Here is a 26,460-nt window from a genome sequence, read left to right as displayed (position 1 = left end):
TATCGGCGAGCTCGCACGTTGCGTCATAAACCGCTGACGCGACTCCGCGCTCGCCGTGCCTTGTGTTTCACCGCCTGCTTTTTGCGATCCTCGCCCCACGGCAACAGCGAAACGCTCACCGCACACAGCATCAACCCGCCAACCAGACCGAACAGCGCGAATCCGGTTTCACGCACCCATGCTCCGCCAACAACCGCATCGTTACGCCGAGCAACGCCGGGAAACATCGGCGAAACGCGCAGCCCGTCGGTCGCGGCCGCGCCGCAATACGTATGGGTGAATGCGCCGAACTGTTCGCGGCTGAGCTTGGACGCTTCCGAGCGCGAATACACCGGTGACCCGGCCGGCCGCCACGTCGTGTCGTACTGCCGCGTACGTTCCGCGCCATACCGGAACACGGCGCGCGCCTCCCAGGTCACGGCGGATTTCCCATATCGGAGCGACAACTCGCATCGCTCGACGACGGCGGGCACGCGAGGCCACGCACGGGCGCGAACGAGGATGGCGGAATCGATCGCGTCCGCCGCACCCATCAGCACGAGCGTCGCGCCAACGAGCAGCAGAACGGCCGACCGCAGGCAGCGCAGTGCGTCTTTCACGGGAACGGCCGGATCGAACGATCGACCGACCAGCGGACCGGCGCATTGGCCAGGACGCGGCCCATCGATCGCGCCCGCGCGATCCACGGGCTGCGTTCACCGGCGTCCTGCCGTCGGCTCGCCATGCCCGCGCCCGCGCGTCTACTGCCCGACCCGGAACTCGATCCGTCGGTTCCTCGCCCGCCCGTCCGCCGTATCGTTCGGCGCAATCGGCTGATCCGGCCCGACGCCCGTCGTCGTCATCTGCTGAGGCTGGATGCCCTTCGTGATCAGATAGCCCTTCACCGCATCCGCGCGCGCCTGGCTCAGCGCTATGTTCGAGGTCCGGTTCCCGGAGTTGTCGGTGTGCCCGATGATGTCGACCGTGCGGTTCTGCATCTTCGCCAGCGCCGCCGCCATCTGATCGAGAATCTGCTTGCCTTGCGGCGTCAGTGTCGCGCTGCCGGTCTCGAACTCGATCGTGCGGTTCGCGAGCGTCTGGTCGAGCACGCCCTGTTCGGACGCCGACACGCGCAGCCCGTTCTTGATCGTGTAGGTCGGGTTCAGCGAATTCGCCATGTCGCTCGCGAGCTGCTGGCGCTGCGCTTCGTTGTGCACCTCGCCCTTCACCTCGATCTGCGTGCCGTTGATCTTCAACTGGCCCTTGCTGATCTGCTTGAGCTGCGCGCCGAGCAGCTTCTGCACGTTGGTGCTCCAGTTCGGCGGCGTCGCGACGTCGCCCACCTCGATCTGGTCGACCACGTTCGCCGCGCCGTACGTGTCGCGCAGCTTCTGCAGTACCGCGGCCTTGGTCGCCTCGTCGGGCACCTTGCCGCCGGCCACCACCTGGCCGGGCGTCGCGTTCGCCGGCGGCGGCGTGATCGTGCCGGCCGTGCCGTGCACGACCGTGCCCGACGCCGTGCCGGGCGCGGCCCCCGGTGCGGCGCTCGCATTCGGCGTAGACGGCAGCGCCGTCGTCGCGACCGTGCCGTTGCCGACCGGCGTGACGGTCGCGCCGCCCGTGTTCTGCGCGTAGGCGCTGCCGGCGACGAGGCCGGCCGCAGCCAGCGCGGCGAAGAACGGCAGCAGGCGCGTGCGCCGTGCGTGAATCGTGCGTTGCATCGCGTCAGCCTCCGATGAACGCTTCGCGGAACGCGTCGATGGCGACGCGCAGCGACAGTTGCGGTTGGTCGAGGTAGCTGACGAGCTTGCTGATCCGGTGGTCGTTTTGCGCATGGGCGTCGATCCACTCGGGATCGTCGATGTCGATGTTGTGGGCGGCGTAGGTCTGCGGATCGACGACGCTCAGCAGCGTCTTCGACGACGCACCGTTGAAGCCGACGATCAGCCGTTCGCGCTCGGCGATCGTGCCGATGAAGATCGCGAGCTCGAAATCGGCCTGCGCGACGAACGGTGCGATCAGTTCGAGCCAGAACGCGGCGACGAGGCTTCGGTAGAACGGATCGACCGGCAGCGGTAGCGTCAGGCCGCGCTCGATGTGCGACGAGCCGCTTTGCATCACCGGCCGCAGCAGCGAGCCGAGCGCGAGCATCGCGCCGCGCAGCCGCACCGGATGGCCGCTCTCGAGCAGCATCTGCTGCAGCCCGTACAGCGACTGGTGTTCGACGAAGTCGTTGAAGGTGCCGTCGTGCGACGTGCCGGGGCCGCCGACGTCGATCGGCACCTGCGTGTCGCCGAGCGCCTGCAGCGCGCCGGGCGGCTCCTCCTTCGCGAGCAGCGCCGGCATCTGCGCGGCGACGCGCGACCACAGCCGCGCGAACGCGAGCGGGCTGCGCGCGAGGAACGCGAGCGGCCGCTCGACCTCCAGCGCGGTCGCGCCGAGGAACGGGAAGCGGCGCATCGACACGTCATGGCTCGCGACCATGTGCCCGGCGATCGCCAGCTTGCTGCGCGAGCCGAGGAACGCGAAATGCATCGGCTTCGCATCCTCGTAGACGATCTTCCAGCGCGGATCTTCCGCGAGCAGCTCCAGCGCCTGCGCGATCCAGCGATCGAGCGTCTGCAGCAGCTGCGGGTTGTGCGGGCTCTTCACGAAGTCGCCGCGCGACGGAATCTTGCCGAAGTAGGCGATCTGCGCCTGAACGGTTTGCGTCATTGCGCCCCCTGTGCATTCGTTGCGGTGGCGGCCGCGACGGCCGGTGCCGCGGCCGGCGCGCCGGCGCCCGCCTGCGTCGCGTTCTGTGCGGCGCCGGCGCTCGCGTCGGCGATCGACGACGGCAGCTGCAGGCCGCGCAGGCTCTGCTGCTGCGGCTGGTCGCCGCCGCCGCCGGTCGGCTGCGACGTGCTGATGATGCGCATCGTCACCGACACGTTCACGCTGCCCTGGACCCACGTCAGATCGAACGTGCCGTCCGGGCGGCGCTTGCGCTGCGCCGAGTTGATCAGCTTCTCGAGACCGTAGCGGCCCGGCTCGTTGACGAGCTGCACCGTGCGGCCGTCGAAGGTCGTCGCGGACAGCGTCGCGCCGGGCGAACCCTGCGGGTTCGGCCACACGAAGTTGGTCCACTGCGGCGGCGTGTTGCGGTAGCGCAGTTGCTGGCCGTCGATCGCGATCGTGTATTCGGTCGTGCCGGTGCTCGGCTGCGGCAGGATCTGGAACACGGTCTGCGGTTCGGACGCGGCGGCCGCGCCGCCTGCCGCACCGCCCGCGAGCGGCGCGACCCAGCGCGCGAAGCCGTTCGTGAAGTCCGGCGTGAGGCCGATGCCCATGTCGCCCCACGTGCGCGCGGCGAGGGTGTCGCCGCGGCGCACCGCGAGCGGCCCGAGCGTCGTGCCGACGAACTTCGCGATCGCGCCGTCCGGACCGAACACCTGCGCGATTTCACCGGCGCCGGCCTCGACCTTCGCGTTCGGCGCGAACGGGTACTTGGTCGCGAGCGAGCTCTGGAACGGCTGGTACACCTGCGCGTTCCACACCTTGTTCACTTCCGCGCTGGCCGGCTGGATCACGACCGAGAACGCCTGCATCAGCGGCCGCACCAGCAGCGGACGCAGCGACTTGCGTTGCGAATCGGTGAGGCCCGTCAGCATCTGCTCGTCGACGAACTTCAGCGAATCGGCCAGCTCCGAGCCGTTGCCGTCGAGCGTCTGCTGCATCAGCTGACGCGCGCCGGGGCCGGGGTCGCCCTGGTTCTTGATCACGTTGAAGCGCGTGCGCACCTTCGACAGCGTGTCCATGTAGCCCTTGAGCATCGACGTGCCGTCGTGCGTCGCGACGATCCGCGCGAGCCCGACGAACTCCTGGCCGATCGGACCCATCGGCACCTCGGCCGGATTGCCGTTGATGTCGATGTTCGCGGCCGCCATCTGGCCGGCCTGCGAGCGCGTGAACCACTGCTTCACCCAGTTCACGACGCCCGTCTGCGCCTTCTTGATCGTCACGTTCGCGAGCGACGGGTTGTCCCACGAGGTCTGGTCGTACGCGGTCTCGAGGATCTTGCGGATCGGCGAATCCTGCGGGTCGCCCAGGCGGTTCATCCCGTCGACGGCCTGGCCGAAGCTCGTGAAGCCCTGCACCGCGATGCCCTGCATGAACTTCTGCCAGTGCTGCGCGTATTCGGTCTTGTACATGCCGACCAGCGTCTTCTGGATCTGCTCGGGGCTGCCCTCGAGCGTCAGGTCGTCCTGCGTCGACGTGTTCAGCACCCAGTCCTTCGCCTGCAGTTCCTTGGTCGCCGCGTCGCGGATCGCCGGCTGCACGTAGTCGAACCACGCTTCGCGCGTGAACGTGCCCGGAATCGCGTAGCTGCCGGCGATCAACCCCTGGTTGCCGTCGCCGACGATGCGCGCGATGGTCATCGGCGCGAAGCGGGTCGACGCGCGCGCCTTGATTTCCTCGTAGACGCGCTGACGCGCCGGCATGCCGCGCACGACGCGGCGCAGGTTCTCGCGCGTCTGGTCGACCAGCGCGAGGTTCGCGTCGATCATCGGCCAGTCGTCGTCGTTCACGCGCGACAGATAGAACGAGATCATCCGCTCGGCGCTCTTGATCATCTCGTCGCGCGGCATGTTGCCCCGGTTCGTCTCCAGCCAGCCGCGCCAGAAGCGCGCAAGCTGGTCGGTCAGGTGCGCCTGCTCGACGTGACGCTTGTCGGCGAGCATCAGGTAGGTCTTCAGCGCGTTGTACGCGTCCTGCACGTTGGTCGGCGACGCGTCGCTGTAGAGGCCGCCCTGCGGTGCCGCCGGCTGTTGCGGCGCGGCGGCCGGCGTGGCCGACGCGCCTTGCGCGGCGCCGGCGAGCGGCGTGGCGCCCGGCGGATTGGTCGAGACCGGCATCGCGCCGCCCTGCACCGCGCCCGATTCGGGCGGACGCGTCATCGGCACGAGCTGCTCGGGGTGCGCGTTCACGTCCTTCATGAACGACGCGAGATTCTGCGACACCGGCGCGAGCAGGATCTGCCGCACGCCGTTGTAGTACTCGGTCAGCAGATGCTGCTCGAGGCGGTCGCCCTGGTACAGGCCGAGCGACACCGACATCGGCTTGTCGCGGCGGAACTGCTCGAGCTGCTCGATGCGGTCTTCGAGAATGTCCATCGCCTGCAGCCGCGACTGCAGGTCGTTGCGGCCCTGCTGCAGGCGCGTGACGTTGTCGAGGTCGGCCTGCACGTTGGCGACGAGCTGCTGGTTGCCGATCGTCGACCAGGTCCAGCCGCCGAGCGCGAGCGCGAGCGCCGCGACGAAGCCGAAGAAGGTTGCGTAACGCAGCCGCGTCTTGGTCGGGCTCGCGAACTGGCGCACGGTCTGGCGGTCCGCGAAGATCACCTTCGAGAACAGGTCGCGCAGGAAGAAGCCGTTCTTCGAAAATGCGCTGTGCGGCTTCGGCAGCGCGCTCGCGTCGAGGCCGAAGCGCTGAGCGATGCGCTGCGCGGCGGCGCTGTTGGTCTCGCCTTCCTGCAGTGCGCTGGTGAAGTAGAAGCCGCGGAAGATCGGCTTGTACTGGAACGGGTTGTTCTCGAACAGCGTCGCGAGGAACGCGCGCAGCGCCGGCTTGATCGTCGAGAATTCGAGCGGGAAGCTGAGCTGGCCCGGCGACAGCTGGTTGCCGCGCGACAGCGACAGCTGCGCGACGCTGATCTCCTTCAGCCCCTCGTACAGCTCCTCGAAGCGCTCGTCGAACAGCGTGACGACGTCGCGCTTCTCGTCCGGCTCGTAGGGCAGGGTGGCGCCCCACACGCGGTCGTATTCGTGCTTGTCGCTGCTGCTGAAGAATTCGGTGAAGCCGGTGATCAGGTCGGCCTTCGTGAACATCACGTAGACCGGTGCGAACACTTCGAGCTTTTCGGTCAGCTCCTGGACGCGCTGACGGAGGTTCTTCGCAAGGTTGATCGCGAACTCGGGGCGGTTGCCGGTGAGCTCGGCGATGCTCGCGGTGACGATGATGCCGTTGATCGGCGCCTTCGGCCGGTAGCGTTTCAGCAGGCCGAGAAAGCCGAGCCACTCGCTGCGGTCTTCCTCGTGCACCGAGTAGCGGCCGGCCGTGTCGAGCAGGATCCCTTCGGTCGTGAAGAACCAGTCGCAGTTGCGCGTGCCGCCGATGCCGTGGATCACCGCGCTGTTCTTGTCGGCGAACGGGAACTGCAGGCCGGAGTTCAGCACCGCGCTGCTCTTGCCCGCGGCCGGGTTGCCGATCACGATGTACCACGGCAGTTCGTACAGCGCGGAGCCGCCAGACACCTGGCCGATCTTCGACGTCTTGATCGTCTTCACCGCATCGGACAGGCGCGTGCGCAGCACGTCGAGGTCGGCGGTCTTCGTGTCGGGCGCGAGCGCGGCCGCGGCGGGCGCCGTGATCTTGCCGGTTTCGGCCTGTTCTTCGAGCACCTGGCCGAGCTGCTGGTTCGCGCGCTTCACGCGCCAGCGGCGCCACAACGCGACGGCGAGCCACAGCACGAGGATCGCCGCGAACGCGAGCGCGGCCCACAGCAGCGGCAGCTGCAGCATGTCGGCGACGATGAAGAGAATCGCCGCTAGCGCGACGATCCCGACGATCGAGAGCGTACGCGGATGAGTCAGCACGTTGAGGATGCGTTGCATAGGACGTTCAGGTTCCGGTGCGATTCGGTGAGGCGACGCGGGCGCGCCGAGCGGACAGCGTGGCGCCGCGATGTGTCGCCGCGCTGTCTGGCGGGATGAAAAGGGCTGGCATCAATGCGCCCGCGGCATCGGAGAAGGCGCGCGCATTAATGAAAGGATGCTGTGAGAATTAAAACGGAAGCGGGCGCCCGAAAAAATCGCGCAACGGAATGCCCGATCGATTGCGCCGCCCAAATCATTTCCTGCCGGGTGTTTGAAAAGCCCCATGCCGCCCTCATTATTTCTTGTCCGGCAGCCATGACTAGCTGCCGCGTCCCAGTTTAAAACCGGGTTTATGGTATTCCACGTGTCCGAGATCCATCATTTTCCATCGGCCGCCCCACGTCAGGCCGACCTGCTCGGCAACCTGCCCGTACAACTGGTAGCCGCGCATCGCCCACGGATCTTTCTCGGAAATGACCAGCTTGCCGTCGCGCAGGAATGCGTTGTCCGCTGCGAGCCCGAACTGGTGATAGCTCTGGAAAGCGGCCGCATTGGTCACGTTGGTGCCCATTTGCGCGAGCCGGTTCTGACGTTCCGGACTCCGATAACCCTCCAGCAGCGCCATCTCGTAACCATACTGTTCGTGCATGATCTTGTAGACCAGCAGCAAACGCGTACGGAAATCGGGATCCAGCAGGTTCCAGTCGCGGCTCGCATCCTTGAGCGCGGGCCGCACCTGCTCGACCTCCCGCGTCGCAAACACTTCAGGCGGCAACGGCGGCGGCGGCACGAGCTGCTCGCCCTGCAACAGCGCGGCGATCTTCTCGTCGGGCACGCGCGCGGTGTCGTCGTACTGAAACAATTGCCGACCGCGTAACGCAATGGCCACCAATGGCGGCGTCGCAAGAATACCTGCCGATACCATAATCATCAAGCGCCGTCGAATCAGTAAATTTTGCACATCGCTTAATGCGCCGCGCGTAACGCTTGCCGATTTAACAATTTGACTGCGCGTGCGGGCGGCGCGATCGGTTGCACGGCGCGTCAGGCGGCCATGAAATTGCGCGACCGAATCGAAAACGGCCGCGCGGATACCCGGTAAAAGCAACAGTGCCGCGACCGCGACGGCGAGGGCGAAATAGGCGACGAGGGCGACGGCAATCAACGATATCCCCGGAAATTGGAATTGATTGTGTTTTGCAATGCTTGCTCTTAGAATCAGGCTGCCTTGAGAGGCCGGGCTATATTATCGCGGTGAATTAAACCAGGATTCAATGAGACGCTGAATGAGTGCGCCGGAAAATACCAATTCGAAAACCCCGCCTAGCCTCCTGTCCGACACCAAACCGGCAGGCGAGGGCGGGCCGCAGCAGTCGCGCATTCTCGCGAATCTGGAAGGACGCGTCACGCCGCCGGCCGAAGCGCCGCGCCGTTCGCTGAAGGCGCCGATCGCGGCGATCGCCGCACTGGTGGTGGCGGTGGGCGGCTGGGGCGCGTGGCGCTGGCAGCAGCAGTCAGCCGAGCCCGCCGTCGTGGCGGCCGCGCCTGCTCAGGCGCCCGCGAAGGCCGAGCCCGCCAGCGGCGCTGCCGCGCAGGTCGCGCAGAATGCCGCCTCGGCCGCGTCCGCGACGCCGGCCGCGCAACCGGCGACGATCGTCAATGACGACGCCGCATCCCAAACCGTTGCATCCGCATCGTCCGCGGCGTCGGGCGCGGACAACAGCCGCCTGTCGCGCGCGCTCGCGAACGGCGCCGCCGACGCATCGGGCACGGCCGCGACCGGCGTCGCCGCCGCGACGGCCGCCGCCGCTGCGACGAAGAGCGCGAAGGCCAACGGCGCGAAGAGCGACAAGCTCGCCGCACGCGGCAAGGCCGACGCGAAGGCAGACACGAAGACCGAAACCAGGGCGGAAGCGCGCAAGCGCCACAAGGAGCAGCAGGCGGAGCTCGCACAGGCGAAGAAGCGGCGCGACGCGACGGCGCGCACCGCGAACGCGAAGGCCTCGGCGAAGGACGATCCGGATGCGGATCTGCTGGCCGCGCTCGTCGCACGCACCAAGCCGGCCGACAAGAAGGCCGCCGCGCAGAAGGCGCAGGCCGCGCCGACCAAGACGGCCGCGACGACCGGCGGTTCGCTCGCCGCGCGCGTGAAGGAATGCGAACAGCGCGGCTTCTTCGAGGATCAGCTGTGCCGCTGGCGCGTGTGCGACGGTCACTGGGGCAAGGATCCGGCGTGCCCGAGCGCGGCGCAATCGTCGGAGACGCGGCAGTAACCGGCGTCACGCCGATCGGTTCGTCGCCAATGCGCCGCCCTCCGGGCGGCGCATTGCGTTTGGGCCGTCGCCGTGCCCGCAGCGGGTGACGGCGAGCGCGTCACGCGCGCGTCACATGCGTCGGGCATACGTTTCCTTTCATTTTCCGGCGCGACCGACGCGGCACGACCTTCGACACGATGGACCTGATCGTACAGACTTACGGCGCCGATACGTCCGGCATGGTGTGCGGATTCCGTTTCACGCCGGGTGGATCGGGCGCGACGCTCGATGCCGAGGCAGCGGCCGCATGGCTGCGCACGTGCCGCGCGCGCGATGCGTCCGCCGCGGACGACTTCGTCTGGCTGCACTTCAATCTGGCGCACGGCGCGAGCGAGCGCTGGATGCGCACGCACCTGGGCCTGCCCGACAGCTTCTTCGCGTTCCTGCACGAAGGCTCGCGCTCGACGCGCATCGAGCAGGAAGACGGCGCGCTGCGCGCGATCGTCAACGACGTGATGTTCAACCTCGAGCTGACGCCGTCGGAGATCGCGACGCTGTTCGTCCACGTCGAGCGGCGCATCATGGTCACCGCGCGGATGAAGCCGCTGCGCTCGGTCGACACGCTGCGCGCGTGCGTGCGCGACGGCGAGCGCTTCCGGTCGCCGGCCGAGCTGCTCGTGCATCTGCTGCGCGACCAGGCCGACCTGCTGATTCAGATCATGCGGCGCACGAGCGTCGACGTCGACCGCATCGAGGATCGCTTCCTGTCGCAGCGGCTCACGTCGAATCGCGTCGAGCTGGGCGCGCTGCGCCGCACGCTGACGCGCCTGCAGCGCATGCTCGCGCCCGAGCCCGGCTCGATCTTCCGGCTGCTCGCGAAACCGCCCGCATGGCTGCATGCCGAAGACGTGCAGGAGCTGCGCGAGTCGACCGAAGAGTTCTCGCTGGTGCTCGGCGATCTGTCGGGGCTCAACGAGCGCATCAAGCTGCTGCAGGAGGAGATCGGCTCGCGGCTCGACGAGCAGAACAACCGGACGCTGTTCACGCTGACGCTCGTCACGGTGATCGCGCTGCCGATCAACATCGTCGCTGGCTTCTTCGGGATGAACGTCGGCGGCGTGCCGTTCGCGGAGAACAAGCACGGCTTCTGGCTGATGGTGCTGCTGGTGGCCGGCTTCACCGCGCTGGCCGCATGGTGGGCGTTTCGCCGGCGCGGCGAGCGCTAGCGGCGCGCAAAAAAACGGACCCCGCATGCGGGGCCCGGCGCAGGACCAGACGGTTCGAACGCCGACCGGCGCCGCGCATGCGGCGGCACCGGCCGGGCGAGCGCCGCCGTCGCCGTTACTGCACCAGCGTCTTGCGCGGCTTGAACATGCCCTGGTAGCGCAGCGACGGACGCTCCTTCGTCGTCGGTGCGATGCCGCCGAAGCTCGGCGTCTGACGCAGCTTCATCGCGGCCGGCGAAGCGACCGAGCCGATCGACGTCGAGCGTGAAGCCGGCGCGAGGTTGTTCGCGACGAGCAGCGCGGCCTCGCTCTTCAGGTTCGCGAGCAGCACCGGATCGGTCGAGCTGTTGACCTGCGTGAGCAGCCCGCTCCACGCGGCGTCGCTGTAGTTCACGACGTAGTAGTCGAGCCCGCTCGGATCGGCGACCACGCCCGTGCAGCCGTCGACGCGCGTCTGCGCCTGGGTGTCCTTCAGCGCGAGCGTCGTGCGCTGTGCGAGCCCCTGGCCGTACGCGAGCGTGATCGGCACCGTCCACTGCAGGCCCGGATACGCGTTCGTGTTCGGGAACGGCTGCTGTTTCAGCGTGACGATCGTCTGGTTCTTCGTCATGTCGCACTGCGTGTCGAGCGTGACCAGCGGCACGCCGGTCTGACGCACGTAGCTGTCGCCGATCGGGCCGACCGGCTGGCCGCTCGCCTTCGACAGCTCGTCCCACAGGCGCTTCGGCGTACCGTTGCCGAACGAGTAGTCGACCAGGTACTGCTGCAGGCCCTTGCGCAAGGTCTGCTCGCCGAGATAGTTCTCGAGCGTCTTCAGCACATGGCCGCCCTTGTCGTACGTGAACGCGCTGGCACTCAGCACGAAGTCGTTCGACGCCCAATCGTTGAAGTTCGGCGCGACCGGGAACGCGTTCGGGCCGATGTCGCGGTTGATCACGCGGTACTTGTTCTTCACCTGGTCGAGCCAGCTGAACTCGTCGGGGAAGAACTGGATCGTCGTCTTGTTTTCGAAGAACGTCGCGAACGACTCGTTGAGCCACACGTTGTCCCACCAGTCGGTCGTGACGAGGTCGCCGAACCACTGGTGCGCGACTTCGTGCGTCAGCACCTCGTTACCGTAATGCGACATCGGCTGGCCCGGCTGCGGCAGGATGTCGTCGGCGAACTCGAGAATCGAGCCCCAGTTCTCCATCCCGCCGAAGTTCAGGTCCTTCTGCTCCTTGAACGCGTCGTTCGCGGCGACCGTGTCGAACTTCGTCAGCGGCAGCGGGATGCCCGTGTAGCGGTAGTAGAAGTCGAGCGCCTGCTTGGTGCGGTCCATCGCCGGCTTCGCCCAGTCGCTCATGCCCGGCGGCGTGAACACGCGCAGGTGCAGGCTGCCCTTGGCACCCGGCAGCGGGCTCGTGAAGTTGTCCTCGTAGGTGTCGAACATGCCGCCGCCGAAGAACAACAGGTACGACGGCATCGGCGGCGTCTTCTCGAACTGCACGAGCTTGTAGCCGCCGCCGACGTTGGTCGACGGCTTCTCCGCCGCGTTCGACACGACGCGCCAGTTCTGCGGCACTTCGGCCGTCACTTCATAGGTCGGGCGGAACGCCGGTTCGTCCCAGCCCGGGAACCACTGGCGCGCGAGGTTGGTTTCGCCCTGCGTGAGGATCGCGCCGCTCGTCGTGCCGTCGGTGCTCTTCAGGTCGACGCGGAACACGCCTTCGGCGGCCGAGCAGCCCGGATACGGATCGTCGCCGCAGCTGCCGCCGGTGTGGTTCACCGGATCGTCGTACGACTTGAAGTTGATGATCCCCGACCACTCCATGTGCAGCGAATAGTTGCCCGGTGCGATCGTGCCGGCAGCGGGGCGCAGCTGGTAGAAGTCGCCCTTGTCCTGCGGCGTCGCGATCAGCTGGATGTTGCCCGGCTGCAGCGTGATGCGGCCGTTCGTGAACTTGATCCGGTGGCCGGCGATCACGATGTTGTTGACCGGCTTCAGCACCTTGATTTCGACGTCCGCACGCCCGTCGAACGCGTTCAGCGTTTCGTTCGGGCGGAACCACAGCCGGTAGTTGACGGGCACCACGGTGTCCGGCAGTTCGACCGGCGACACGCTCTTGTCGACGTTGGACGCGCTCGGCGCCGTGGCGACCGCCGGCGACGAGCTCGATTGCGGCGCACCGGCCGAGCTGAGCGCGGAAGCGGAGCCCGAGCCGCCGTCGTCGCCGCCGCAGCCCGCGAGCGCGAGTGCGGCAACCAGCGGCAGATAACGCATCTTCTGAATGTTGATCGGCATGACTGAAACCTCGATTGTTGAAAGAATCGTTCAGTGCTGCGAAAACGCCGGCAAAGGAAATCCCTCGCCGTTAATCGGTGGCGATGACGGATGCCAATGACGGTTTATTCGAAAAAGACGGCGGCCGACTACGTGAAGGTAATCATGGTTTACTGCCCCCTCTGTGTTTCCGGATATCGGTTGACTTGCCGGTTCAAAATGGCCGTGCGCGGGTTGTACTGAATTGATTTCGCGCACACGACACGGGGCCGCGCGCCCTGCGCGGGCGCGCATTCCCTTGATTCCCTTTGAAACGACGACCCACGGGGCGGACCGGGCCGGGCCGCAGTACGGCAGGACGGCATGTCGCCGTTCCGTAAAATCGCCGTCATGCGGCTTCGAGGTTTGTCGGCCTGCTCGAAGGATGCGTAAATATACTTGATGGTTTTGGGTAAAGGAAACGAAAAAATTAGAAAGCGTATATCTAGAATTTTTTGCATGGCATTGAATGCCGGTCGGTATTAATTCGCTTTCGGAGGCTTCAGTCGTTTCCGTAGTTTTAATCTATTAACGATCTCGCCGCGAAGTGGAAACTACGAATCGGGGCGCGGTCGGTACAATGCAGCGACGATCCATTCCGCCGATTGCCGCCAAGGAGGCCTGCCGATGACCCGCGCCCTGTTCCGTATCGCACCGCTGCGCGCCGCGCTGTTGCTGTTCGCCGCGCTGTTCATGCTCGGCGGTTGCGCGGGCCTCACGCGCGAGCCCGTGTCCGTGACGGTCGCCGGGCTCGATCCGCTGCCCGGACAGGGCCTCGAGATGCGCTTCGCCCTCAAGCTGCGCGTGCAGAACCCGAACGACACGCCGATCGAATACGACGGCATCTCGGTCGCGCTCGAGGTGAACGGCTCGCCGTTCGCGAGCGGCGTCAGCGATCGCTCGGGCGTCGTGCCGCGCTTCGGCGAGGCCGTGATCGACGTGCCGGTGTCCGTGTCGGCATTCGCTGCCGCGCGCCAGGCGTGGAATCTGCCCGGCGCGGCCGCGAGCGGCGAGTTGCCGTATGCGCTGCGCGGGCGGCTCGCGGGCGGCGCGCTCGGCGCCGTGCACTTTCGCGACGCCGGCACGTTGCGCATGCCGGCGCTGCCGGCGTGGGGCGGCTAGCCGGCCGCCGTTTTGCCGGGACGGGCAAAGCGCGGTATGGTGTCGTCCGCGCGGTGCGTCTGCACCGCCTGTCTGAAGCCAACCGTAGCCGAGCTCGCGTGACCGATTTCCCCGTTTTCCACTGGACCGACGCCGACGGCGTCGAACATGCCGTGCGCTGGCGCTCCGAAGCGGGCGTGCAGCCGCCGCGGCGCGCCGTGCCGGCCGACGACCGCATCACCGCGGACGCCGCCTACCGCCTCGCGTGCGAGGGCACCGCGCTGGTCTGGCAGGGCGACTTCCAGAACGCGCGCCAGCTCGTGCAGGCGCTGGCGCGGCGCGTCGAACGCAAGCCGAAAAAGGCGAAGGCCGCGGCCGGCGTCGACGCGTTCAATCTGCACCGCCTCGCGCAGTCGCAGCGCGCCCGCACGCTCGGCATGGTGCTGATTCCGCTCGACGCCGACTACACGATCCCGCTGCGCCGCGCGCCCGACGTGCGCGCCGCGTGCGAGGAAGCCTACGGGCCGGGCGGCACGCCGTCGGTCGTGTCGCTGCGCGAGCTGCTCGGCCTCGTCGGCGCGCACGAATGGCGCAAGAAGGGCGTGCCGATTCCCGCGCTCGGCGGCGCGCCGATCCATCCGCATTACGGCGTGTTCTCGCCGGTGCGCGGCGAATACGTCGAACTCGTCGCGCGCACGCCGCTGCCGGCCACCTCGCTCGCGTTCGACGTCGGCACCGGCACCGGCGTGCTCGCGGCCGTGCTGGCGGCGCGCGGCGTCGAGCACGTCGTCGCGACCGACCAGGATCCGCGCGCGCTCGCATGCGCGCGCGAGAACGTCGCGCGGCTCGGCCATGCCGATCGCGTCGACGTCGTCGCGGCCGATCTGTTTCCGGCCGGCCGTGCGCCGCTCGTCGTCTGTAATCCGCCGTGGGTGCCGGCCCGCCCGAGCGCGCCGATCGAGTACGCCGTCTACGATCCCGACAGCCGCATGCTGCGCGGCTTCCTGTCGGGCCTCGCCGCGCATCTCGCACCGGGCGGCGAAGGCTGGCTGATCCTGTCCGATTTTGCCGAGCATCTCGGCCTGCGCTCGCGCGACACGCTGCTGCAATGGATCGACGAAGCCGGGCTGGTCGTGCTCGGCCGCGAAGACATCCGCCCCGCGCATCCGAAGGCCGCCGACGCGGACGACCCGCTCCACGCGGCGCGCCGCGCGGAGGTCACGTCGCTCTGGCGGCTCGGCGCGCGAGCCTGAGCGCGCATTTTCGGTAAACTGTCGCCATTCCTCACGAATCCCCGCCGCCGGGCCGTGGTCGACCGACCGTGGCCCGGCGCCGCTTCACGATGTCGAACAAGACCTACGAAATCCGTCCGGAGCAGTCCGTCGAGCTGCTCAAGGAACTGCACATCCTGACCCGCGACGGCAAGCTGAACCAGGACAGCCGCCGCAAGCTGAAGCAGGTGTATCACCTGTTCCAGTTCATCGAGCCGCTGCTTGCGAGCGTGCAGGCCGACAAGGGCAGCGTGACGCTCGTCGATCACGGCGCCGGCAAGTCGTATCTCGGCTTCATCCTGTACGACCTGTTCTTCAAGCAGCAGCCGGGACACGGCACGCCGGCGTTCGCGTCGCACGTGTACGGGATCGAGACGCGCGAGGAGCTCGTCACGCGCTCGGCCGAGCTGGCCGCGCGGCTCGGGTTCGGCGGGATGTCGTTCCTGAACCTGTCGGTCGCCGATTCGATCACGTCGCCGCAGCTGCCCGAGACGGTCGATGTCGTCACCGCGCTGCATGCGTGCGATACGGCCACCGACGATGCGATCCGCTTCGCGCTCGCCAAGCGCGCGCAGCACATCGTGCTGGTGCCGTGCTGTCAGGCGGAAGTCGCCGGCGTGCTGCGCAAGAACAAGGGCAAGTCGCTCGCGAATGCGCTGACGGAAGTGTGGCGGCATCCGCTGCATACGCGCGAATTCGGCAGCCAGATCACCAACGTGCTGCGCTGCCTGCAACTCGAGGCGCACGGCTATCAGGTGAGCGTGACCGAGCTGGTCGGCTGGGAGCACTCGATGAAGAACGAGCTGATCATCGCGCAATACAAGAACCTGCCGCGCCGCAAGCCCAGCGAGCGGCTGAACGAAATCCTCGCGATGTTCGGGCTCGCCGAGCTGAACGAGCGCTTCTTCGTGCCGGCGGCCGCGGCGCCGGACGCGCAGCCTGCGGCCGATCACGCGGGCTGACGCGCGGGGCGTACGTCAGGCACGCCGCGGGTGTGCCGTGCGTCGCGTGTGGCGTGCGCCGGGCGGCCGGCGCGCGACGGGTCAGACGTCGTCGCCCGGCCGCTCCATCCATTCGCGCCAGCCGTCGTGGCCGAGGCGGCGCAGCGTCTGCTGGTTCTTCTCGTAGATCGCGGACGCGTCCGGAAACGCGTCGACCGCGCGCGCGATGCTGTCCTCGCGCAGCAGGTGCAGCATCGGGTAAGGCGCGCGATTCGTGTAGTTCTCGATGTCGTCGGCTTCGCTGCCTTCGAACCGGTACGCCGGGTGAAAGCTCGCGATCTGCAGTACGCCGCCGAGCCGCAATTGCTGCACGAGCCGGTCGGCGAAGAACAGCGCATCGTTGTAGTCGACGAAGTCCGCGAACGCGCGCGGAAAGATCAGCAGCGTGGTGTCGATACGCTGCGGATCGGCCGCTTCTAGCGCGCGCAGCTCGGTTTCGAGATCGGCGAGCGCGTCTTCCAGCGTCGTCGCCTCGCTGATCGCGTAGCGCACCTGCTCCTTCACGTACACGCTCTTCGCGAACGGGCACAGATTGAGCCCGATCACCGCGCGCGCGAGCCAGTGCCGCGTGGCGGCGAGGATGTCGTCGTGCGAATCGTGGGAATCGTGCGGGCCGGGGCGGGTGTCGGTCATGGCGAAGGCGGTCGGGTAGCGCGGCAGCGAGGGGCGCATTGTAGCCGGCGGGCGCGCGCTGCAATCTGACCTGCGTCGTCCGTCATGCGCACGCGGCCTCGATCAGCTGCGTCGCCAGCGCGGGCGCGGTGCCGATCGGCGTTTCGCCGTGCCGGTAGGTCTGGCTGGCTGCGTAGATCCCTTCGATCACGAGCGCGAGCGCATCGGCGAGCGCCTGCGGCGCGCGCGCGCCGGCGCCTTCGCACAGCTCGACGAGCCGCTTCATCAGCAGCGCCTTGTTCTGCGCGACGCGCTCGCGCGCCGGGTGCGACGCGTCGGGAAACTCGGCCGCGACGTTGACGAACGGGCAGCCGCGATAGTCCTGCTGCGTCGCGCGCTCGGCGAGATCGACGAAATACTGGATCAGCTGCGCCTTCGGCTGCCCCGGATGCTTCGCGACGCTCGTATCGAAACGCTCGAAGAAGCACGCATCCATCCGCTCCAGATAGGCGAGGATCAGCTCGTCCTTCGACGAGAACTGGCGATACAGGCTCATCTTGTTGACGCCCGCGCGTTCCACGACCGCCTCGACGCCGACCGCCCGCACGCCTTCCCTGTAAAACAGCTCCTCTGCTGCGCGCAGCAGATGCTCCTGCGCGGCGGCCGCGGTGACCGGCCGCCGCGTGCGGCGTGCCGGCGCCTTGTTGGCCGCCTCGATGCCCGACATGATGACCCTCGACTGCATGGTGAATTGCTTGACATGTTACCGACTGGTCACTACGATCGCAACACACTTGTGACCGGTCGGTAACAACGCTGATCGGAGCGACGGACAAATGCCAGGTGTCGGCCAGGGTCAGCCGACGCAGCGTGCGGCGGAGGTGGCCCGGCGGTGACGTGGCGGCGCATGCGCGAGCGCGGGCCGCCAACTGGAGAACGACGAGATGAACTGGGCGGTGACACGAATCGGCGGGCGCTTTCACTACGGATGGCTCGCGGCGGCGGTGGTTTTCCTGATCCTGCTGGCGGCGGCCGGTACGCGGGCGACGCCCAGCGTGCTGATGGTGCCGCTCGAGCGCGAACTCGGCTGGAGCCGCGCGGCGATTTCGCTGGCGATTTCGGTCAACATCGCGCTGTATGGGCTGACCGGCCCGTTCGCGGCGGCGGCGATGCAGCGCTTCGGGCTGCGGCCGACGATCCTCACCGCGCTGGTCACGTTGAGCGCGGGCGTCGCGCTGTCGTCGATGATGACGCAAAGCTGGCAGATGGTCGTGGTGTGGGGGCTGATGGTCGGCTGCTCGACCGGCGTGGTCGCGCTGACGCTGTCGGCGACCTTCGTTACGCGCTGGTTCCATGCGCGGCGCGGCCTCGTGATGGGCATCCTGACCGCGAGCACGGCCACCGGCCAACTGGTATTCCTGCCGATGCTCGCCGCGATCGCGCAGCGCCACGGCTGGCGCCCGGTGGTGCTGGTCGTCGCGGTGGCGGCCGCGCTGGTGATTCCGCTGGTCGCGTTCCTGCTGCCCGAGCGGCCGGCCGACGTGAAGCTGCGCCCGTACGGCGAGCCGGCCGACGCGCCGGCAGCGCCCGACGCGACCAAGGAGAATCCGCTCGCGGTCGCGTTCCGCACGCTGCTGACGGCGAGCCGCTCGCGCGACTTCTGGCTGCTGTTCTTCAGCTTCTTCATCTGCGGCGCGAGCACCAACGGCTACGTCGGCACGCACCTGATCGCGATGTGCAGCGACTACGGGATGACCGAAGTGCAGGGCGCGTCGCTGCTGGCCGCGATGGGCGTATTCGACCTGTTCGGCACGACGCTGTCGGGATGGCTGTCCGACCGTTACGACAATCGCGTGCTGCTGTTCTGGTACTACGGGCTGCGCGGGTTGTCGCTGATCTATCTGCCGCATGCGTTCGGCATCGACTTCTTCGGGCTGCCGCTGTTCGCGATGTTCTACGGGCTCGACTGGATCGCGACCGTGCCGCCGACCGTGCGGCTCGCCACCGACGTGTTCGGCAAGGCGGCGGCGCCCGTCGTGTTCGGCTGGATCGTCGCCGGCCACCAGCTCGGTGCGGCCTTCGCGGCGCTCGGCGCCGGGCTGCTGCGGGCGAGCCTCGGCACCTACACGGTTGCTTCGATGATCTCGGGCGGGCTGTGCATCGTCGGCGCGCTCATCGTGCTGCGGATCAACCGCGGCCCGTCGCGGGCTGCGGCGCAGCCGGCTGTTTGAGGGTGGTTGGCCGGCGGGGGCGCACGGCGCACGGCGCCTGCGCGCGGGGCGCGCAAGAGGCATGTACGAGGCGCGCACGGGGCACACGGCGCACGCAGGAAGCATGCACGGGTATCCAGGGGGGCGCACGAGGTGTGCATCAGGCACGCATGAGGCACGCACCGCGCACGCAGGGCCATGCGGGGCACGCACGGTTGCGCGGCTGCCCCCGTATAGATCGACCGGCCGAGGTCGCGCGCGATGCTCGGCAAGCCGGTTGCGGCCCGCGCTGGCCGGCTTCGCGAGCCTATGCAGGATCGTCGATTTGCATTGCGCGGGATGTGCGGGCGCGTGATCGCCCAAGCGGTTATGCTTGCGGTTCGCCGGGCGTTCGCGCCCCTTCATCGATGTCAGCGAGGAACCGCATGTCCGTCAAACCTGCCCCCACCACTGTTTCGATTCACGATCTGATCTCGGGCCGCTGGAGCCCGCGCGCGTATTCGGACGAGCCGATCAGCGCCGCCGATCTGCACGCGGTGCTCGAAGCCGCGCGCTGGGCGCCGTCCGCGTACAACGCGCAGCCGTGGCGCTTCATCGTGTTCGATCGCACGCAGGACGAAGCCGCATTCAAACGCGCGTTCGCGACGCTGGTGCCGTTCAACCAGGGGTGGAACGCGCCGGCGCCCGTGCTGATCGCCGTCACCGCGCACACGCTCACGCCGAAGGGCGAACCGGCGCCGACCGCGCTGTACGACGCCGGCGCGGCCGCGATGTCGCTGGTGCTGCAGGCGCACGCGCTCGGGCTCGCCGCGCACCAGATGAGCGGCTTCGACGCGAAGGCGTTCCGCGACGCGTTCGAGATCCCGGCCGACGTCGCGATTCCGGCAATCATCTCGCTCGGCCACTACGGCAACGTCGACAAGCTCGATCCGGTGCTGCGCGACCGCGAAAAGGCGCCGCGCACGCGCCATGCGATCGGCGAGATCGCGTATGCCGGCGCGTGGAAGAAGGGCTTCGACGCGGCGGCCTGAGCCGCCGAGCGCGGCTCGGTGTGCGGGCGAGCCGCGCGTCGGCCGCGCGCCGGTGTGGCGAGCGCGTGACGGCGCTGACGGTGCGAACAGCCCGGCCAGCCCGGCCAACGCGCCGCTGCCGCCCGCACCACCAATCCGGTGCGCCGACCACGGTCACAACCGACACACCGATTCGTCTGATCGAACCGCGGCGCGATACCGATGCCCGTCCCGGTTGTGATCCGGCGGGCTTCATGTTAAAAAGCCCGTCCTTTCCGTTTTCGCGCCGGCCACGTTGCGGCACCTTCCGATGACTTACTGCGCGATCGACTTCGGCACATCCAACTCCGCCGTGGCGCTGCCCGACGGCGACGGCATGCGTCTCGCGCCCGTCGAGGGCGAGCACCTGACGCTGCCCACCGCGATCTTCTTCAACAACGACGAGGAAACCGTCGAATTCGGCCGGGCGGCGCTCGCGTCCTATATCGACGGTTTCGACGGCCGCCTGATGCGCTCGATGAAGAGCATCCTCGGCTCGCCGCTCGCCGAAACCACGACCGACCTCGGCGACGGCAGCGCAATCGCGTACACCGAGATCATCGCGCGCTTCCTCACGCACCTGAAGCGCAAGGCGGAGGCCAAGGCGCGCGCGCCGCTCGGCCGCGCGGTGCTCGGCCGGCCGGTGTTCTTCGTCGACGACGATCCGCGCGCGGACCGCCTTGCCCAGAATCAACTCGAAGCAGCCGCACGTGCGGTCGGCTTCTCCGACGTGCATTTCCAGTACGAGCCGATCGCGGCCGCGTTCGACTACGAGTCGCGCCAGCAGGCGGAGCGGCTCGTGCTGGTCGCCGACATCGGCGGCGGCACGTCCGACTTTTCGCTGGTGCGGGTCGGGCCGCAGCGGATGGCGCGTCTCGAACGCAAGGACGACGTGCTGGCGCACCACGGCGTGCACGTCGCGGGCACCGATTACGACCGGCGCGTCGAACTGGCGGCGATCCTGCCCGCGTTCGGCTACCGTGCGCTCGATCCCGAAGGCCGCGAACTGCCGAACCGGATCTACTTCGACCTCGCGACCTGGCACCTCATCAACACCATCTACACGCCGAAGCGCGTGGGCGAATTGAAGCTGATGAAGCACCTCTACCTGGACGTGCGGCAGCACGAGCGGCTGCTGCGTGTGGTGGAGCAACGGCTCGGGCACGCGCTGATGGCGCGCGCGGAGGAGGCGAAGATCGGCGTGGCGGCGGGCGGGGAGACGATGATCGACCTGAACGACGTCGAAGAGGATCTGCAGATCGCCTTCGACGCCGACCGTCTGGTGGCCGCGAGCGTGGACGACACCGCGCGCATCGTCGAGGCGGCGCGCGAAACGGTGCGGCTCGCGGGCGTCGCGCCGCGCGACGTCGGCGCACTGTATTTCACCGGCGGCTCGACCGGGCTGGCGTTTCTCTCCAGTGCGCTGGCCGGTGCGTTCCCGGACGCGCAGCCGGTGTTCGGCGATCGCCTCGCCAGCGTCGCGACGGGGCTCGGCATTCACGCGCAGCGCCTGTTCGGCTGAACGGGACGAGCCGGCCGCGCGAAGCGGCCGGCGGCCCGGCCATGCTGCCGCGCCGTGCCGTGCCGGAAAAACAAAAAGCCCCGCCGAAGCGGGGCTTTTCTACACGAAATATCGCGCCGAACTTAGACCGGACGGATGTTCGCAGCTTGCAGACCCTTCGGGCCCGTCTTCACTTCGAATTCAACCTTCTGGTTTTCTTGCAGCGTCTTGAAGCCTTCGACGCGGATTTCCGAGAAGTGCGCGAACAGATCGTCGCCGCCGCCTTCCGGGGTGATGAAGCCGAAGCCCTTTGCGTCATTGAACCACTTGACGGTACCGGTTGCCATGTTACTTGTTCCTAAAAAGATAAAACGGGGCCGAAGCCCATGGGGTGCGGAAAATCAAGGAAGGGGTAATAGGACCACCGGAGTACCGTTGATGGGCGAACTACGAAAGAACCAATTCACTCGCCGCTTGAAATCCTGCAACGTTGTTTATACGGCTAATCGGTCGCGCGGTCAACCGTATTTCCATTCACTCAGGGTTATTGCGGAGTTCAGGTTTACAAAACTTGCAAGGGGCGCGAATTTTTTGTAGGGGTCGAACGATTTTGGCGCCAACTCGCAGGTGCAACCGTTAAACTACGCGCCGCGCGGACGGGTTGCCCCGATCGGGTGTCCCGTCCCCCCAAGAATGCGTGCGCGGTGCTGTCCGAGCCGATCCCGGACCGCAGGCCGACCATGCTTTTTGAGACACAGGAGAGGATGTGAAGAGTTCTATTCAACGGAACATCGGCCCGTTTGCATTGATGCTGACGGGGCTGGGTTCGATTATCGGCTCGGGCTGGCTGTTCGGCGCCTGGAAAGCCGCGAAGATCGCCGGTCCGGCGGCGATTTGCGCGTGGATCATCGGTGCGGTCGTGATTCTCGCGATTGCGCTGACGTATGCGGAACTGGGCGCGATGTTCCCCGAGTCGGGCGGCATGGTGCGCTATGCGCGCTACTCGCACGGTTCGCTGGTGGGCTTCATCAGCGCCTGGGCGAACTGGATCGCGATCGTGTCGGTGATTCCGATCGAAGCCGAAGCGTCGATTCAGTACATGAGCACGTGGCCCTATCCTTGGGCGCATGCGCTGTTCGTGAACGGCGAATTATCGACACCGGGGCTGCTGCTGTCGGCCGTGCTGGTCGTCATCTACTTCCTGCTGAACTACTGGGGTGTGAAGGCGTTCGCGCGGGCGAACACCGCGATCACGATCTTCAAGTTCCTGATTCCGGGCCTCACGATCCTCGGGCTGATGCTGTCGAGCTTCCACTCGGAAAACCTCGGCACGGCGTCGAATGCGAGCTTCGCGCCGTACGGCTGGTCGGCAGTGCTGACCGCGGTCGCGACGAGCGGCATCGTGTTCGCGTTCAACGGCTTCCAGAGCCCGGTGAACCTCGCCGGCGAAGCGCGCAATCCGTCGCGCAGCGTGCCGTTCGCGGTGATCACGTCGATCCTGCTCGCGCTGGTGATCTACGTGCTGCTGCAGATGGCCTACATCGGCTCGGTCAACCCGGCCGACGTCGCGAAGGGCTGGGCGCACTTCAACTTCTCGTCGCCGTTCGCGGAGCTCGCGATCGCGCTGAACCTGAACTGGCTTGCGATCCTGCTGTACGTCGACGCGTTCATCAGCCCGAGCGGCACCGGCACGACCTACATGGCGACGACCACCCGCATGATCTACGCGATGGAGCGCAACAACACGATGCCGAAGATGTTCGGCAACGTGCATCCGATCTACGGCGTGCCGCGCCAGGCGATGTGGTTCAACCTGCTCGTGTCGTTCGTGTTCCTGTTCTTCTTCCGCGGCTGGAGCTCGCTCGCGGCGGTGATCTCGGTCGCGACGGTGATCTCGTACCTGACCGGCCCGATCAGCCTGATGGCGCTGCGCCGCGCGGCTACCGAGATCGAGCGTCCGCTGTCGATTCCGCTGATGAAGCTGATCGCCCCGTTCGCGTTCGTCTGCGCGTCGCTGATCCTGTACTGGGCGAAGTGGCCGCTGACCGGCGAAATCATCCTGCTGATGGTCGTCGCGCTGCCGGTGTACTTCTTCTTCCAGGCGAAGGCCGGCTGGGGCGGCTGGGGCGCGGACCTGAAGGCCGCGTGGTGGCTGGTCGCCTACCTGCCGACGATGGCCGTGCTGTCGCTGATCGGCAGCAAGGAGTTCGGCGGTCACGGCGTGCTGCCGTACGGCTGGGACATGCTGGTCGTCGCGGTGATCTCGCTCGGGTTCTACTTCTGGGGCGTGAATACCGGCTACCGGACGCAGTACCTCGACGAGCGCGAATCGCACGACGAGATCCTCGAAGGGATCGGCGCCTGACGCGATCGACTGCCGCCGGATTCGGCGGCGGCAGCAAACATACGAAAGCCCGCCGGAGCATCGCTCCGGCGGGCTTTTTGTTGGTGCGCCGAGCGCCGCGCCGGGTTCAGGCGGCGGCGCTCGCGAACACGTAGTTCGTCATCGCCAGCACGCGCTGATACGTGCCGAGCGACTGGATGCCGAGCCGATAGTCGTCGTCGGCCGCGCCGAGCGCGGCGAACACCGGCAGCAGATGCTCGTCGGTCGGATGCATGAGCGCCGCGTGCGGCGCCTGCCGGCGATAGTCGAGCAGCGCGTCGACATCGCGCGCGGCGAGGCGCGCCTCGAACCAGTCGGTGAATTCGGCGACGCGCGGGTCCGCATCCTCCGGCGCCGCGCCGAAATCCGCCGCGCGCAGGTTGTGCGTGATCTGGCCCGAGCCGATCACCATCACGCCTTCGTCGCGCAGCGGCCGCAGCGCGCGGCCGAGCGCGAAATGATGGGCCGCGTCGGCGCGCGGCTGGATCGACAACTGCGCGACCGGCACGTCGGCATCCGGGAACATCAGCAGCATCGGCACCCACGCGCCGTGGTCGAGGCCGTGCTCGGTCGTCGCGGTCGCGATGCCGGCCGCGTTCAGCAACGCGGCTGCGCGCTCGGCGACCTCCGGTGCGCCGGGCGCCGGATAGCGGATCTCGTACAGCGCCCGCGGAAAACCGTAGAAGTCGTGGATCGTTTCAGGCTGCGCGGCGACGCTCGCGACCGGCTGCTGCGTGCCCCAGTGCGCGGAGAGCATCAGCACCGCGCGCGGGCGCGGCAATTCGGCGCCGAGGTGCGTAAACGCCGCCGACGGCAGCGACGGATCGATCGGCAGCGTCGGCGCACCGTGGGACAGGTAAAGCGACGGCAAGCGGTTCATGGTGAGGCAGCCTTCAGGAACGGATTGCCTATGACTATAGGCGTGTACCACGCGTCAATAAACGGTTGGGGCGGAATTTGATTGAATCGCTGGAGTTGATAATCGGCGCGAAGCCTGGCGCGGCGGTGTCGGCGCGATCGCAAGCCGCCCACCTCGACTGATTAGCGGGCAGATCGCGTGGCGTTACGCGGAGAACGACGCCGATGTACGGCGCGTCGTGCGGCTCATTGCGCGGCCCGGATGCCGGCCCACGGCGTCGTCATCGGCGCGCTGAGCGCGAACAGGTCGAGCACACGCGTGACGGTCTGATCGACGAGTTCCTCGATCGTCTTCGGCATTGCGTAGAACGCGGGCAGCGGCGGGAACACGATGCCGCCCATTTCGGTCACGGCGGTCATGTTGCGGAGATGGGCGAGGTTGAACGGCGTTTCGCGCACCATCAGCACGAGACGGCGACGTTCCTTCAGCGTGACGTCGGCCGCGCGCGTGATCAGGTTGTCCGACAGACCATGTGCGACGCTTGCGAGCGTCTTCATCGAGCACGGTGCGATCACCATGCCGTCGGTGGCGAACGAGCCGGACGCGATCGTCGCGCCGACGTCGCGCACCGAATGCACGACGTCCGCGCGGCTTTCGACGTCGGCCTTCGACAGCTTCAGTTCATGCTGAACGTTGAGCCAGCCGGCGTTCGACACCAGCAGGTGGGTCTCGACGCCGCCGGCTGCGCGCAGCATGTCGAGCAGCCGCAGGCCGTAGACCGCGCCGGTGGCGCCGGTGATCGCGACGATCAGCCGGCGTGGCGGCGCGCTGGGAGATGCCATGCGGGACGGGCTTTACGCGGCGGCGAACAGTTGCTGCAGTTCGCCCGACTGGTACATCTCCATCATGATGTCCGAGCCGCCGATGAATTCGCCCTTCACGTACAGTTGCGGGATGGTGGGCCAGTTCGAGAACTCCTTGATGCCCTGGCGGATTTCGTCGTCCTCGAGGACGTTGACCGTCTTGAACTGATCGACGCCGCAGGCTTTCAGCACCTGCACTGCGCGGCCCGAGAAGCCGCACATCGGGAATTGCGCGTTGCCCTTCATGAAGAGCACGACCTGGTTTTCGTCGACGATTTGCTTGATACGTTGTTGGGTGTCCATGACTGACCTTGCGTTTGCGGGGCGTTAGATCGAAATGATAGCGGATTTCATCCGCGCGGGCCGGGCGTCAGCCGGGCAGGCGGCCGCCGGTCGTACGCTCGATCGCGGCCAGATCGGCGAGCGATTCGACCGCGACGAAGCCGTGCGACGCGAGCAGCGCGCGCACGGCTTCGGCCTGGTCGTAGCCGTGCTCGATCCACAGCGTGCCGCCCGGTTTCAGATGCGCGCCGGCGCCCGCGACGATCGTGCGGATCGCGCTCAGGCCGTCGGCATCGTCGGTGAGCGCGCCGCGCGGCTCGAAGCGCAGATCGCCCTGCTCGAGGTGCGGATCGTGCTGCGCGATGTACGGCGGGTTGCTGACGATCGCATCGAACGCGAGCGCCGGGTCGAGCGCGGCGTACCAGTCGCTCTGCAGCCAGTGCAGCGGGCCGCCGGGGCGCCGCGCGTCGAGCAGCTTGGCGGCGTTGCGCTGCGCGACTTCGAGCGCGGCCGGCGAGCGATCGAGCGCCCATACGCGGGCGTCGGGCCGCTCGGCCGCGATCGACACGGCGATCGCGCCGCTGCCGGTGCCGAGATCGAGCACGGCCGGATGCGGCCGGCCGTCGATCGCGTCGAGCGCGGCTTCGACCAGCAGCTCGGTTTCGGGGCGCGGGATCAGCACGTCGGGCGTCACGTCGAACGGCCGGCCGAAGAACTCGCGCATCCCGACGAGCTGCGCGACCGGCTCACCGGCCACGCGGCGTGCCTCGAGCGCGCGGTAGCGTGCGATCGCCGCCGGCTCGAGCGGCGCATCGCCGCGCGTGATCAGCTGCGTGCGGGTCCAGCCGAGCGCGTGCGACAGCAGCACGCGTGCATCGACCGCGTCGAGCGGCGACGCGCGCAACAGATCGTCGGCGGTGAGCTCGGGCAT

Annotated in this window: 22 protein-coding genes; 9 read left to right on the top strand and 13 right to left on the bottom strand. The window is 67.7% G+C overall.

Going from position 1 to position 26,460, the window contains the following annotated elements; genetic code table 11:
- Nucleotides 1-23 precede the first annotated feature (23 nt).
- The 5 genes from MBR110_RS00110 to MBR110_RS00090 all read right to left on the bottom strand — a co-directional run bounded on the left by MBR110_RS00110 (nucleotide 24) and on the right by MBR110_RS00090 (nucleotide 7,779).
- Nucleotides 24-599, bottom strand: a complete 576-nt coding sequence (locus MBR110_RS00110) for a hypothetical protein (protein ID WP_059475556.1) — start codon at nucleotides 597-599, stop codon at nucleotides 24-26.
- A 141-nt stretch (nucleotides 600-740) separates the two neighbouring features.
- Nucleotides 741-1,700: an OmpA family protein gene (locus MBR110_RS00105; RefSeq protein ID WP_046423571.1), complete on the bottom strand. Its 960-nt coding sequence runs from the start codon at nucleotides 1,698-1,700 to the stop codon at nucleotides 741-743.
- Between the two features lie 4 nt (nucleotides 1,701-1,704).
- Nucleotides 1,705-2,694, bottom strand: a complete 990-nt coding sequence (tagF, locus tag MBR110_RS00100; protein WP_011883114.1) for a type VI secretion system-associated protein TagF — start codon at nucleotides 2,692-2,694, stop codon at nucleotides 1,705-1,707.
- A complete protein-coding gene (tssM, locus tag MBR110_RS00095; protein ID WP_011883115.1) occupies nucleotides 2,691-6,632 on the bottom strand; it encodes a type VI secretion system membrane subunit TssM in 3,942 nt (1,313 codons plus the stop codon). The genes tagF and tssM overlap by 4 nt, the downstream gene beginning before the upstream one ends.
- A gap of 301 nt (nucleotides 6,633-6,933) precedes the next feature.
- Complete coding sequence (locus tag MBR110_RS00090; RefSeq protein ID WP_014722348.1) at nucleotides 6,934-7,779, bottom strand: M15 family metallopeptidase; 846 nt, start codon at nucleotides 7,777-7,779, stop codon at nucleotides 6,934-6,936.
- 121 nt (nucleotides 7,780-7,900) lie between these two features.
- Between MBR110_RS00090 and MBR110_RS00085 the strand changes: the two genes are divergently transcribed.
- Entirely contained in the window at nucleotides 7,901-8,887 is a 987-nt protein-coding gene (locus MBR110_RS00085) for a phage tail protein (protein WP_181709114.1), read from the top strand.
- Nucleotides 8,888-9,066: 179 nt separating this feature from the next.
- Nucleotides 9,067-10,095 (top strand): transporter, encoded by a 1,029-nt coding sequence (locus MBR110_RS00080; RefSeq protein WP_034193982.1) that lies wholly within the window; start codon nucleotides 9,067-9,069, stop codon nucleotides 10,093-10,095.
- Between the two features lie 115 nt (nucleotides 10,096-10,210).
- Here the strand turns inward: MBR110_RS00080 and MBR110_RS00075 are convergent, their stop codons facing one another.
- Complete coding sequence (locus tag MBR110_RS00075; protein ID WP_181709113.1) at nucleotides 10,211-12,379, bottom strand: M1 family metallopeptidase; 2,169 nt, start codon at nucleotides 12,377-12,379, stop codon at nucleotides 10,211-10,213.
- 645 nt (nucleotides 12,380-13,024) lie between these two features.
- Here MBR110_RS00075 and MBR110_RS00070 point away from each other — a divergent pair.
- The 3 genes from MBR110_RS00070 to MBR110_RS00060 all read left to right on the top strand — a co-directional run bounded on the left by MBR110_RS00070 (nucleotide 13,025) and on the right by MBR110_RS00060 (nucleotide 15,731).
- Nucleotides 13,025-13,519: an LEA type 2 family protein gene (locus MBR110_RS00070; RefSeq protein WP_011883121.1), complete on the top strand. Its 495-nt coding sequence runs from the start codon at nucleotides 13,025-13,027 to the stop codon at nucleotides 13,517-13,519.
- 98 nt (nucleotides 13,520-13,617) lie between these two features.
- Nucleotides 13,618-14,751, top strand: coding sequence for a methyltransferase (locus MBR110_RS00065; RefSeq protein WP_014722352.1), 1,134 nt, complete (start codon nucleotides 13,618-13,620; stop codon nucleotides 14,749-14,751).
- Nucleotides 14,752-14,840: 89 nt separating this feature from the next.
- A complete protein-coding gene (locus MBR110_RS00060; RefSeq protein ID WP_011883123.1) occupies nucleotides 14,841-15,731 on the top strand; it encodes a class I SAM-dependent methyltransferase in 891 nt (296 codons plus the stop codon).
- Nucleotides 15,732-15,812: 81 nt separating this feature from the next.
- Here MBR110_RS00060 and MBR110_RS00055 read toward each other — a convergent pair whose 3' ends face one another.
- Nucleotides 15,813-16,403, bottom strand: a complete 591-nt coding sequence (locus tag MBR110_RS00055) for a DUF1415 domain-containing protein (RefSeq protein ID WP_045579409.1) — start codon at nucleotides 16,401-16,403, stop codon at nucleotides 15,813-15,815.
- An 82-nt stretch (nucleotides 16,404-16,485) separates the two neighbouring features.
- Nucleotides 16,486-17,109 (bottom strand): TetR/AcrR family transcriptional regulator, encoded by a 624-nt coding sequence (locus MBR110_RS00050; RefSeq protein WP_011883125.1) that lies wholly within the window; start codon nucleotides 17,107-17,109, stop codon nucleotides 16,486-16,488.
- A 217-nt stretch (nucleotides 17,110-17,326) separates the two neighbouring features.
- Here MBR110_RS00050 and MBR110_RS00045 point away from each other — a divergent pair, with 217 nt between their 5' ends.
- The 3 genes from MBR110_RS00045 to MBR110_RS00035 all read left to right on the top strand — a co-directional run bounded on the left by MBR110_RS00045 (nucleotide 17,327) and on the right by MBR110_RS00035 (nucleotide 21,163).
- Nucleotides 17,327-18,613 carry an MFS transporter gene (locus MBR110_RS00045; protein WP_011883126.1) on the top strand — a complete coding sequence of 429 codons (1,287 nt, stop codon included), beginning with the start codon at nucleotides 17,327-17,329 and terminating at the stop codon, nucleotides 18,611-18,613.
- A 404-nt stretch (nucleotides 18,614-19,017) separates the two neighbouring features.
- Entirely contained in the window at nucleotides 19,018-19,623 is a 606-nt protein-coding gene (locus MBR110_RS00040) for a nitroreductase family protein (protein WP_046423561.1), read from the top strand.
- A 289-nt stretch (nucleotides 19,624-19,912) separates the two neighbouring features.
- Nucleotides 19,913-21,163 (top strand): Hsp70 family protein, encoded by a 1,251-nt coding sequence (locus tag MBR110_RS00035; protein ID WP_059735583.1) that lies wholly within the window; start codon nucleotides 19,913-19,915, stop codon nucleotides 21,161-21,163.
- 122 nt (nucleotides 21,164-21,285) lie between these two features.
- Here MBR110_RS00035 and MBR110_RS00030 read toward each other — a convergent pair whose 3' ends face one another.
- Nucleotides 21,286-21,489, bottom strand: coding sequence for a cold-shock protein (locus tag MBR110_RS00030; protein ID WP_006477070.1), 204 nt, complete (start codon nucleotides 21,487-21,489; stop codon nucleotides 21,286-21,288).
- 419 nt (nucleotides 21,490-21,908) lie between these two features.
- On the opposite strand from MBR110_RS00030, the gene MBR110_RS00025 reads away from it, so the two are divergent.
- Nucleotides 21,909-23,507, top strand: coding sequence for an APC family permease (locus MBR110_RS00025; protein WP_060122169.1), 1,599 nt, complete (start codon nucleotides 21,909-21,911; stop codon nucleotides 23,505-23,507).
- 106 nt (nucleotides 23,508-23,613) lie between these two features.
- Here MBR110_RS00025 and MBR110_RS00020 read toward each other — a convergent pair whose 3' ends face one another.
- From MBR110_RS00020 to prmC, 4 genes are all read right to left on the bottom strand, one after another.
- Nucleotides 23,614-24,405: a DODA-type extradiol aromatic ring-opening family dioxygenase gene (locus MBR110_RS00020; protein ID WP_059457097.1), complete on the bottom strand. Its 792-nt coding sequence runs from the start codon at nucleotides 24,403-24,405 to the stop codon at nucleotides 23,614-23,616.
- A gap of 224 nt (nucleotides 24,406-24,629) precedes the next feature.
- A complete protein-coding gene (locus MBR110_RS00015; RefSeq protein ID WP_059475561.1) occupies nucleotides 24,630-25,226 on the bottom strand; it encodes a UbiX family flavin prenyltransferase in 597 nt (198 codons plus the stop codon).
- Nucleotides 25,227-25,238: 12 nt separating this feature from the next.
- Nucleotides 25,239-25,550: a Grx4 family monothiol glutaredoxin gene (gene grxD, locus MBR110_RS00010; protein WP_011883132.1), complete on the bottom strand. Its 312-nt coding sequence runs from the start codon at nucleotides 25,548-25,550 to the stop codon at nucleotides 25,239-25,241.
- A gap of 67 nt (nucleotides 25,551-25,617) precedes the next feature.
- The gene (prmC, locus tag MBR110_RS00005; protein ID WP_011883133.1) at nucleotides 25,618-26,460 is read right to left on the bottom strand and encodes a peptide chain release factor N(5)-glutamine methyltransferase; all 843 of its coding nucleotides are present in this window, start codon (nucleotides 26,458-26,460) and stop codon (nucleotides 25,618-25,620) included.

The organism is Burkholderia sp. MBR-1, from assembly GCF_013822785.1.
In the GTDB taxonomy this organism is placed as follows: domain Bacteria; phylum Pseudomonadota; class Gammaproteobacteria; order Burkholderiales; family Burkholderiaceae; genus Burkholderia; species Burkholderia vietnamiensis.
The sequence above is the reverse complement of the archived record's forward strand: the minus strand, read 5'-3'. Positions and strand labels throughout refer to the sequence as shown.

What these genes read in the sequence shown, in the direction of transcription:
- MBR110_RS00045 (WP_011883126.1), top strand. Translation starts at nt 17,327, where the DNA reads ATGAACTGGGCGGTGACACGAATCGGCGGGCGCTTTCACTACGGATGG.
- MBR110_RS00035 (WP_059735583.1), top strand. Translation starts at nt 19,913, where the DNA reads ATGACTTACTGCGCGATCGACTTCGGCACATCCAACTCCGCCGTGGCG.
- tagF (WP_011883114.1), bottom strand. Translation starts at nt 2,694, where the DNA reads ATGACGCAAACCGTTCAGGCGCAGATCGCCTACTTCGGCAAGATTCCG.
- MBR110_RS00055 (WP_045579409.1), bottom strand. Translation starts at nt 16,403, where the DNA reads ATGACCGACACCCGCCCCGGCCCGCACGATTCCCACGATTCGCACGAC.
- MBR110_RS00020 (WP_059457097.1), bottom strand. Translation starts at nt 24,405, where the DNA reads ATGAACCGCTTGCCGTCGCTTTACCTGTCCCACGGTGCGCCGACGCTG.
- MBR110_RS00080 (WP_034193982.1), top strand. Translation starts at nt 9,067, where the DNA reads ATGGACCTGATCGTACAGACTTACGGCGCCGATACGTCCGGCATGGTG.
- prmC (WP_011883133.1), bottom strand. Translation starts at nt 26,460, where the DNA reads ATGCCCGAGCTCACCGCCGACGATCTGTTGCGCGCGTCGCCGCTCGAC.
- MBR110_RS00060 (WP_011883123.1), top strand. Translation starts at nt 14,841, where the DNA reads ATGTCGAACAAGACCTACGAAATCCGTCCGGAGCAGTCCGTCGAGCTG.
- MBR110_RS00050 (WP_011883125.1), bottom strand. Translation starts at nt 17,109, where the DNA reads ATGTCGGGCATCGAGGCGGCCAACAAGGCGCCGGCACGCCGCACGCGG.
- MBR110_RS00015 (WP_059475561.1), bottom strand. Translation starts at nt 25,226, where the DNA reads ATGGCATCTCCCAGCGCGCCGCCACGCCGGCTGATCGTCGCGATCACC.
- MBR110_RS00105 (WP_046423571.1), bottom strand. Translation starts at nt 1,700, where the DNA reads ATGCAACGCACGATTCACGCACGGCGCACGCGCCTGCTGCCGTTCTTC.
- MBR110_RS00070 (WP_011883121.1), top strand. Translation starts at nt 13,025, where the DNA reads ATGACCCGCGCCCTGTTCCGTATCGCACCGCTGCGCGCCGCGCTGTTG.
- grxD (WP_011883132.1), bottom strand. Translation starts at nt 25,550, where the DNA reads ATGGACACCCAACAACGTATCAAGCAAATCGTCGACGAAAACCAGGTC.
- tssM (WP_011883115.1), bottom strand. Translation starts at nt 6,632, where the DNA reads ATGCAACGCATCCTCAACGTGCTGACTCATCCGCGTACGCTCTCGATC.
- MBR110_RS00085 (WP_181709114.1), top strand. Translation starts at nt 7,901, where the DNA reads ATGAGTGCGCCGGAAAATACCAATTCGAAAACCCCGCCTAGCCTCCTG.
- MBR110_RS00040 (WP_046423561.1), top strand. Translation starts at nt 19,018, where the DNA reads ATGTCCGTCAAACCTGCCCCCACCACTGTTTCGATTCACGATCTGATC.
- MBR110_RS00030 (WP_006477070.1), bottom strand. Translation starts at nt 21,489, where the DNA reads ATGGCAACCGGTACCGTCAAGTGGTTCAATGACGCAAAGGGCTTCGGC.
- MBR110_RS00075 (WP_181709113.1), bottom strand. Translation starts at nt 12,379, where the DNA reads ATGCCGATCAACATTCAGAAGATGCGTTATCTGCCGCTGGTTGCCGCA.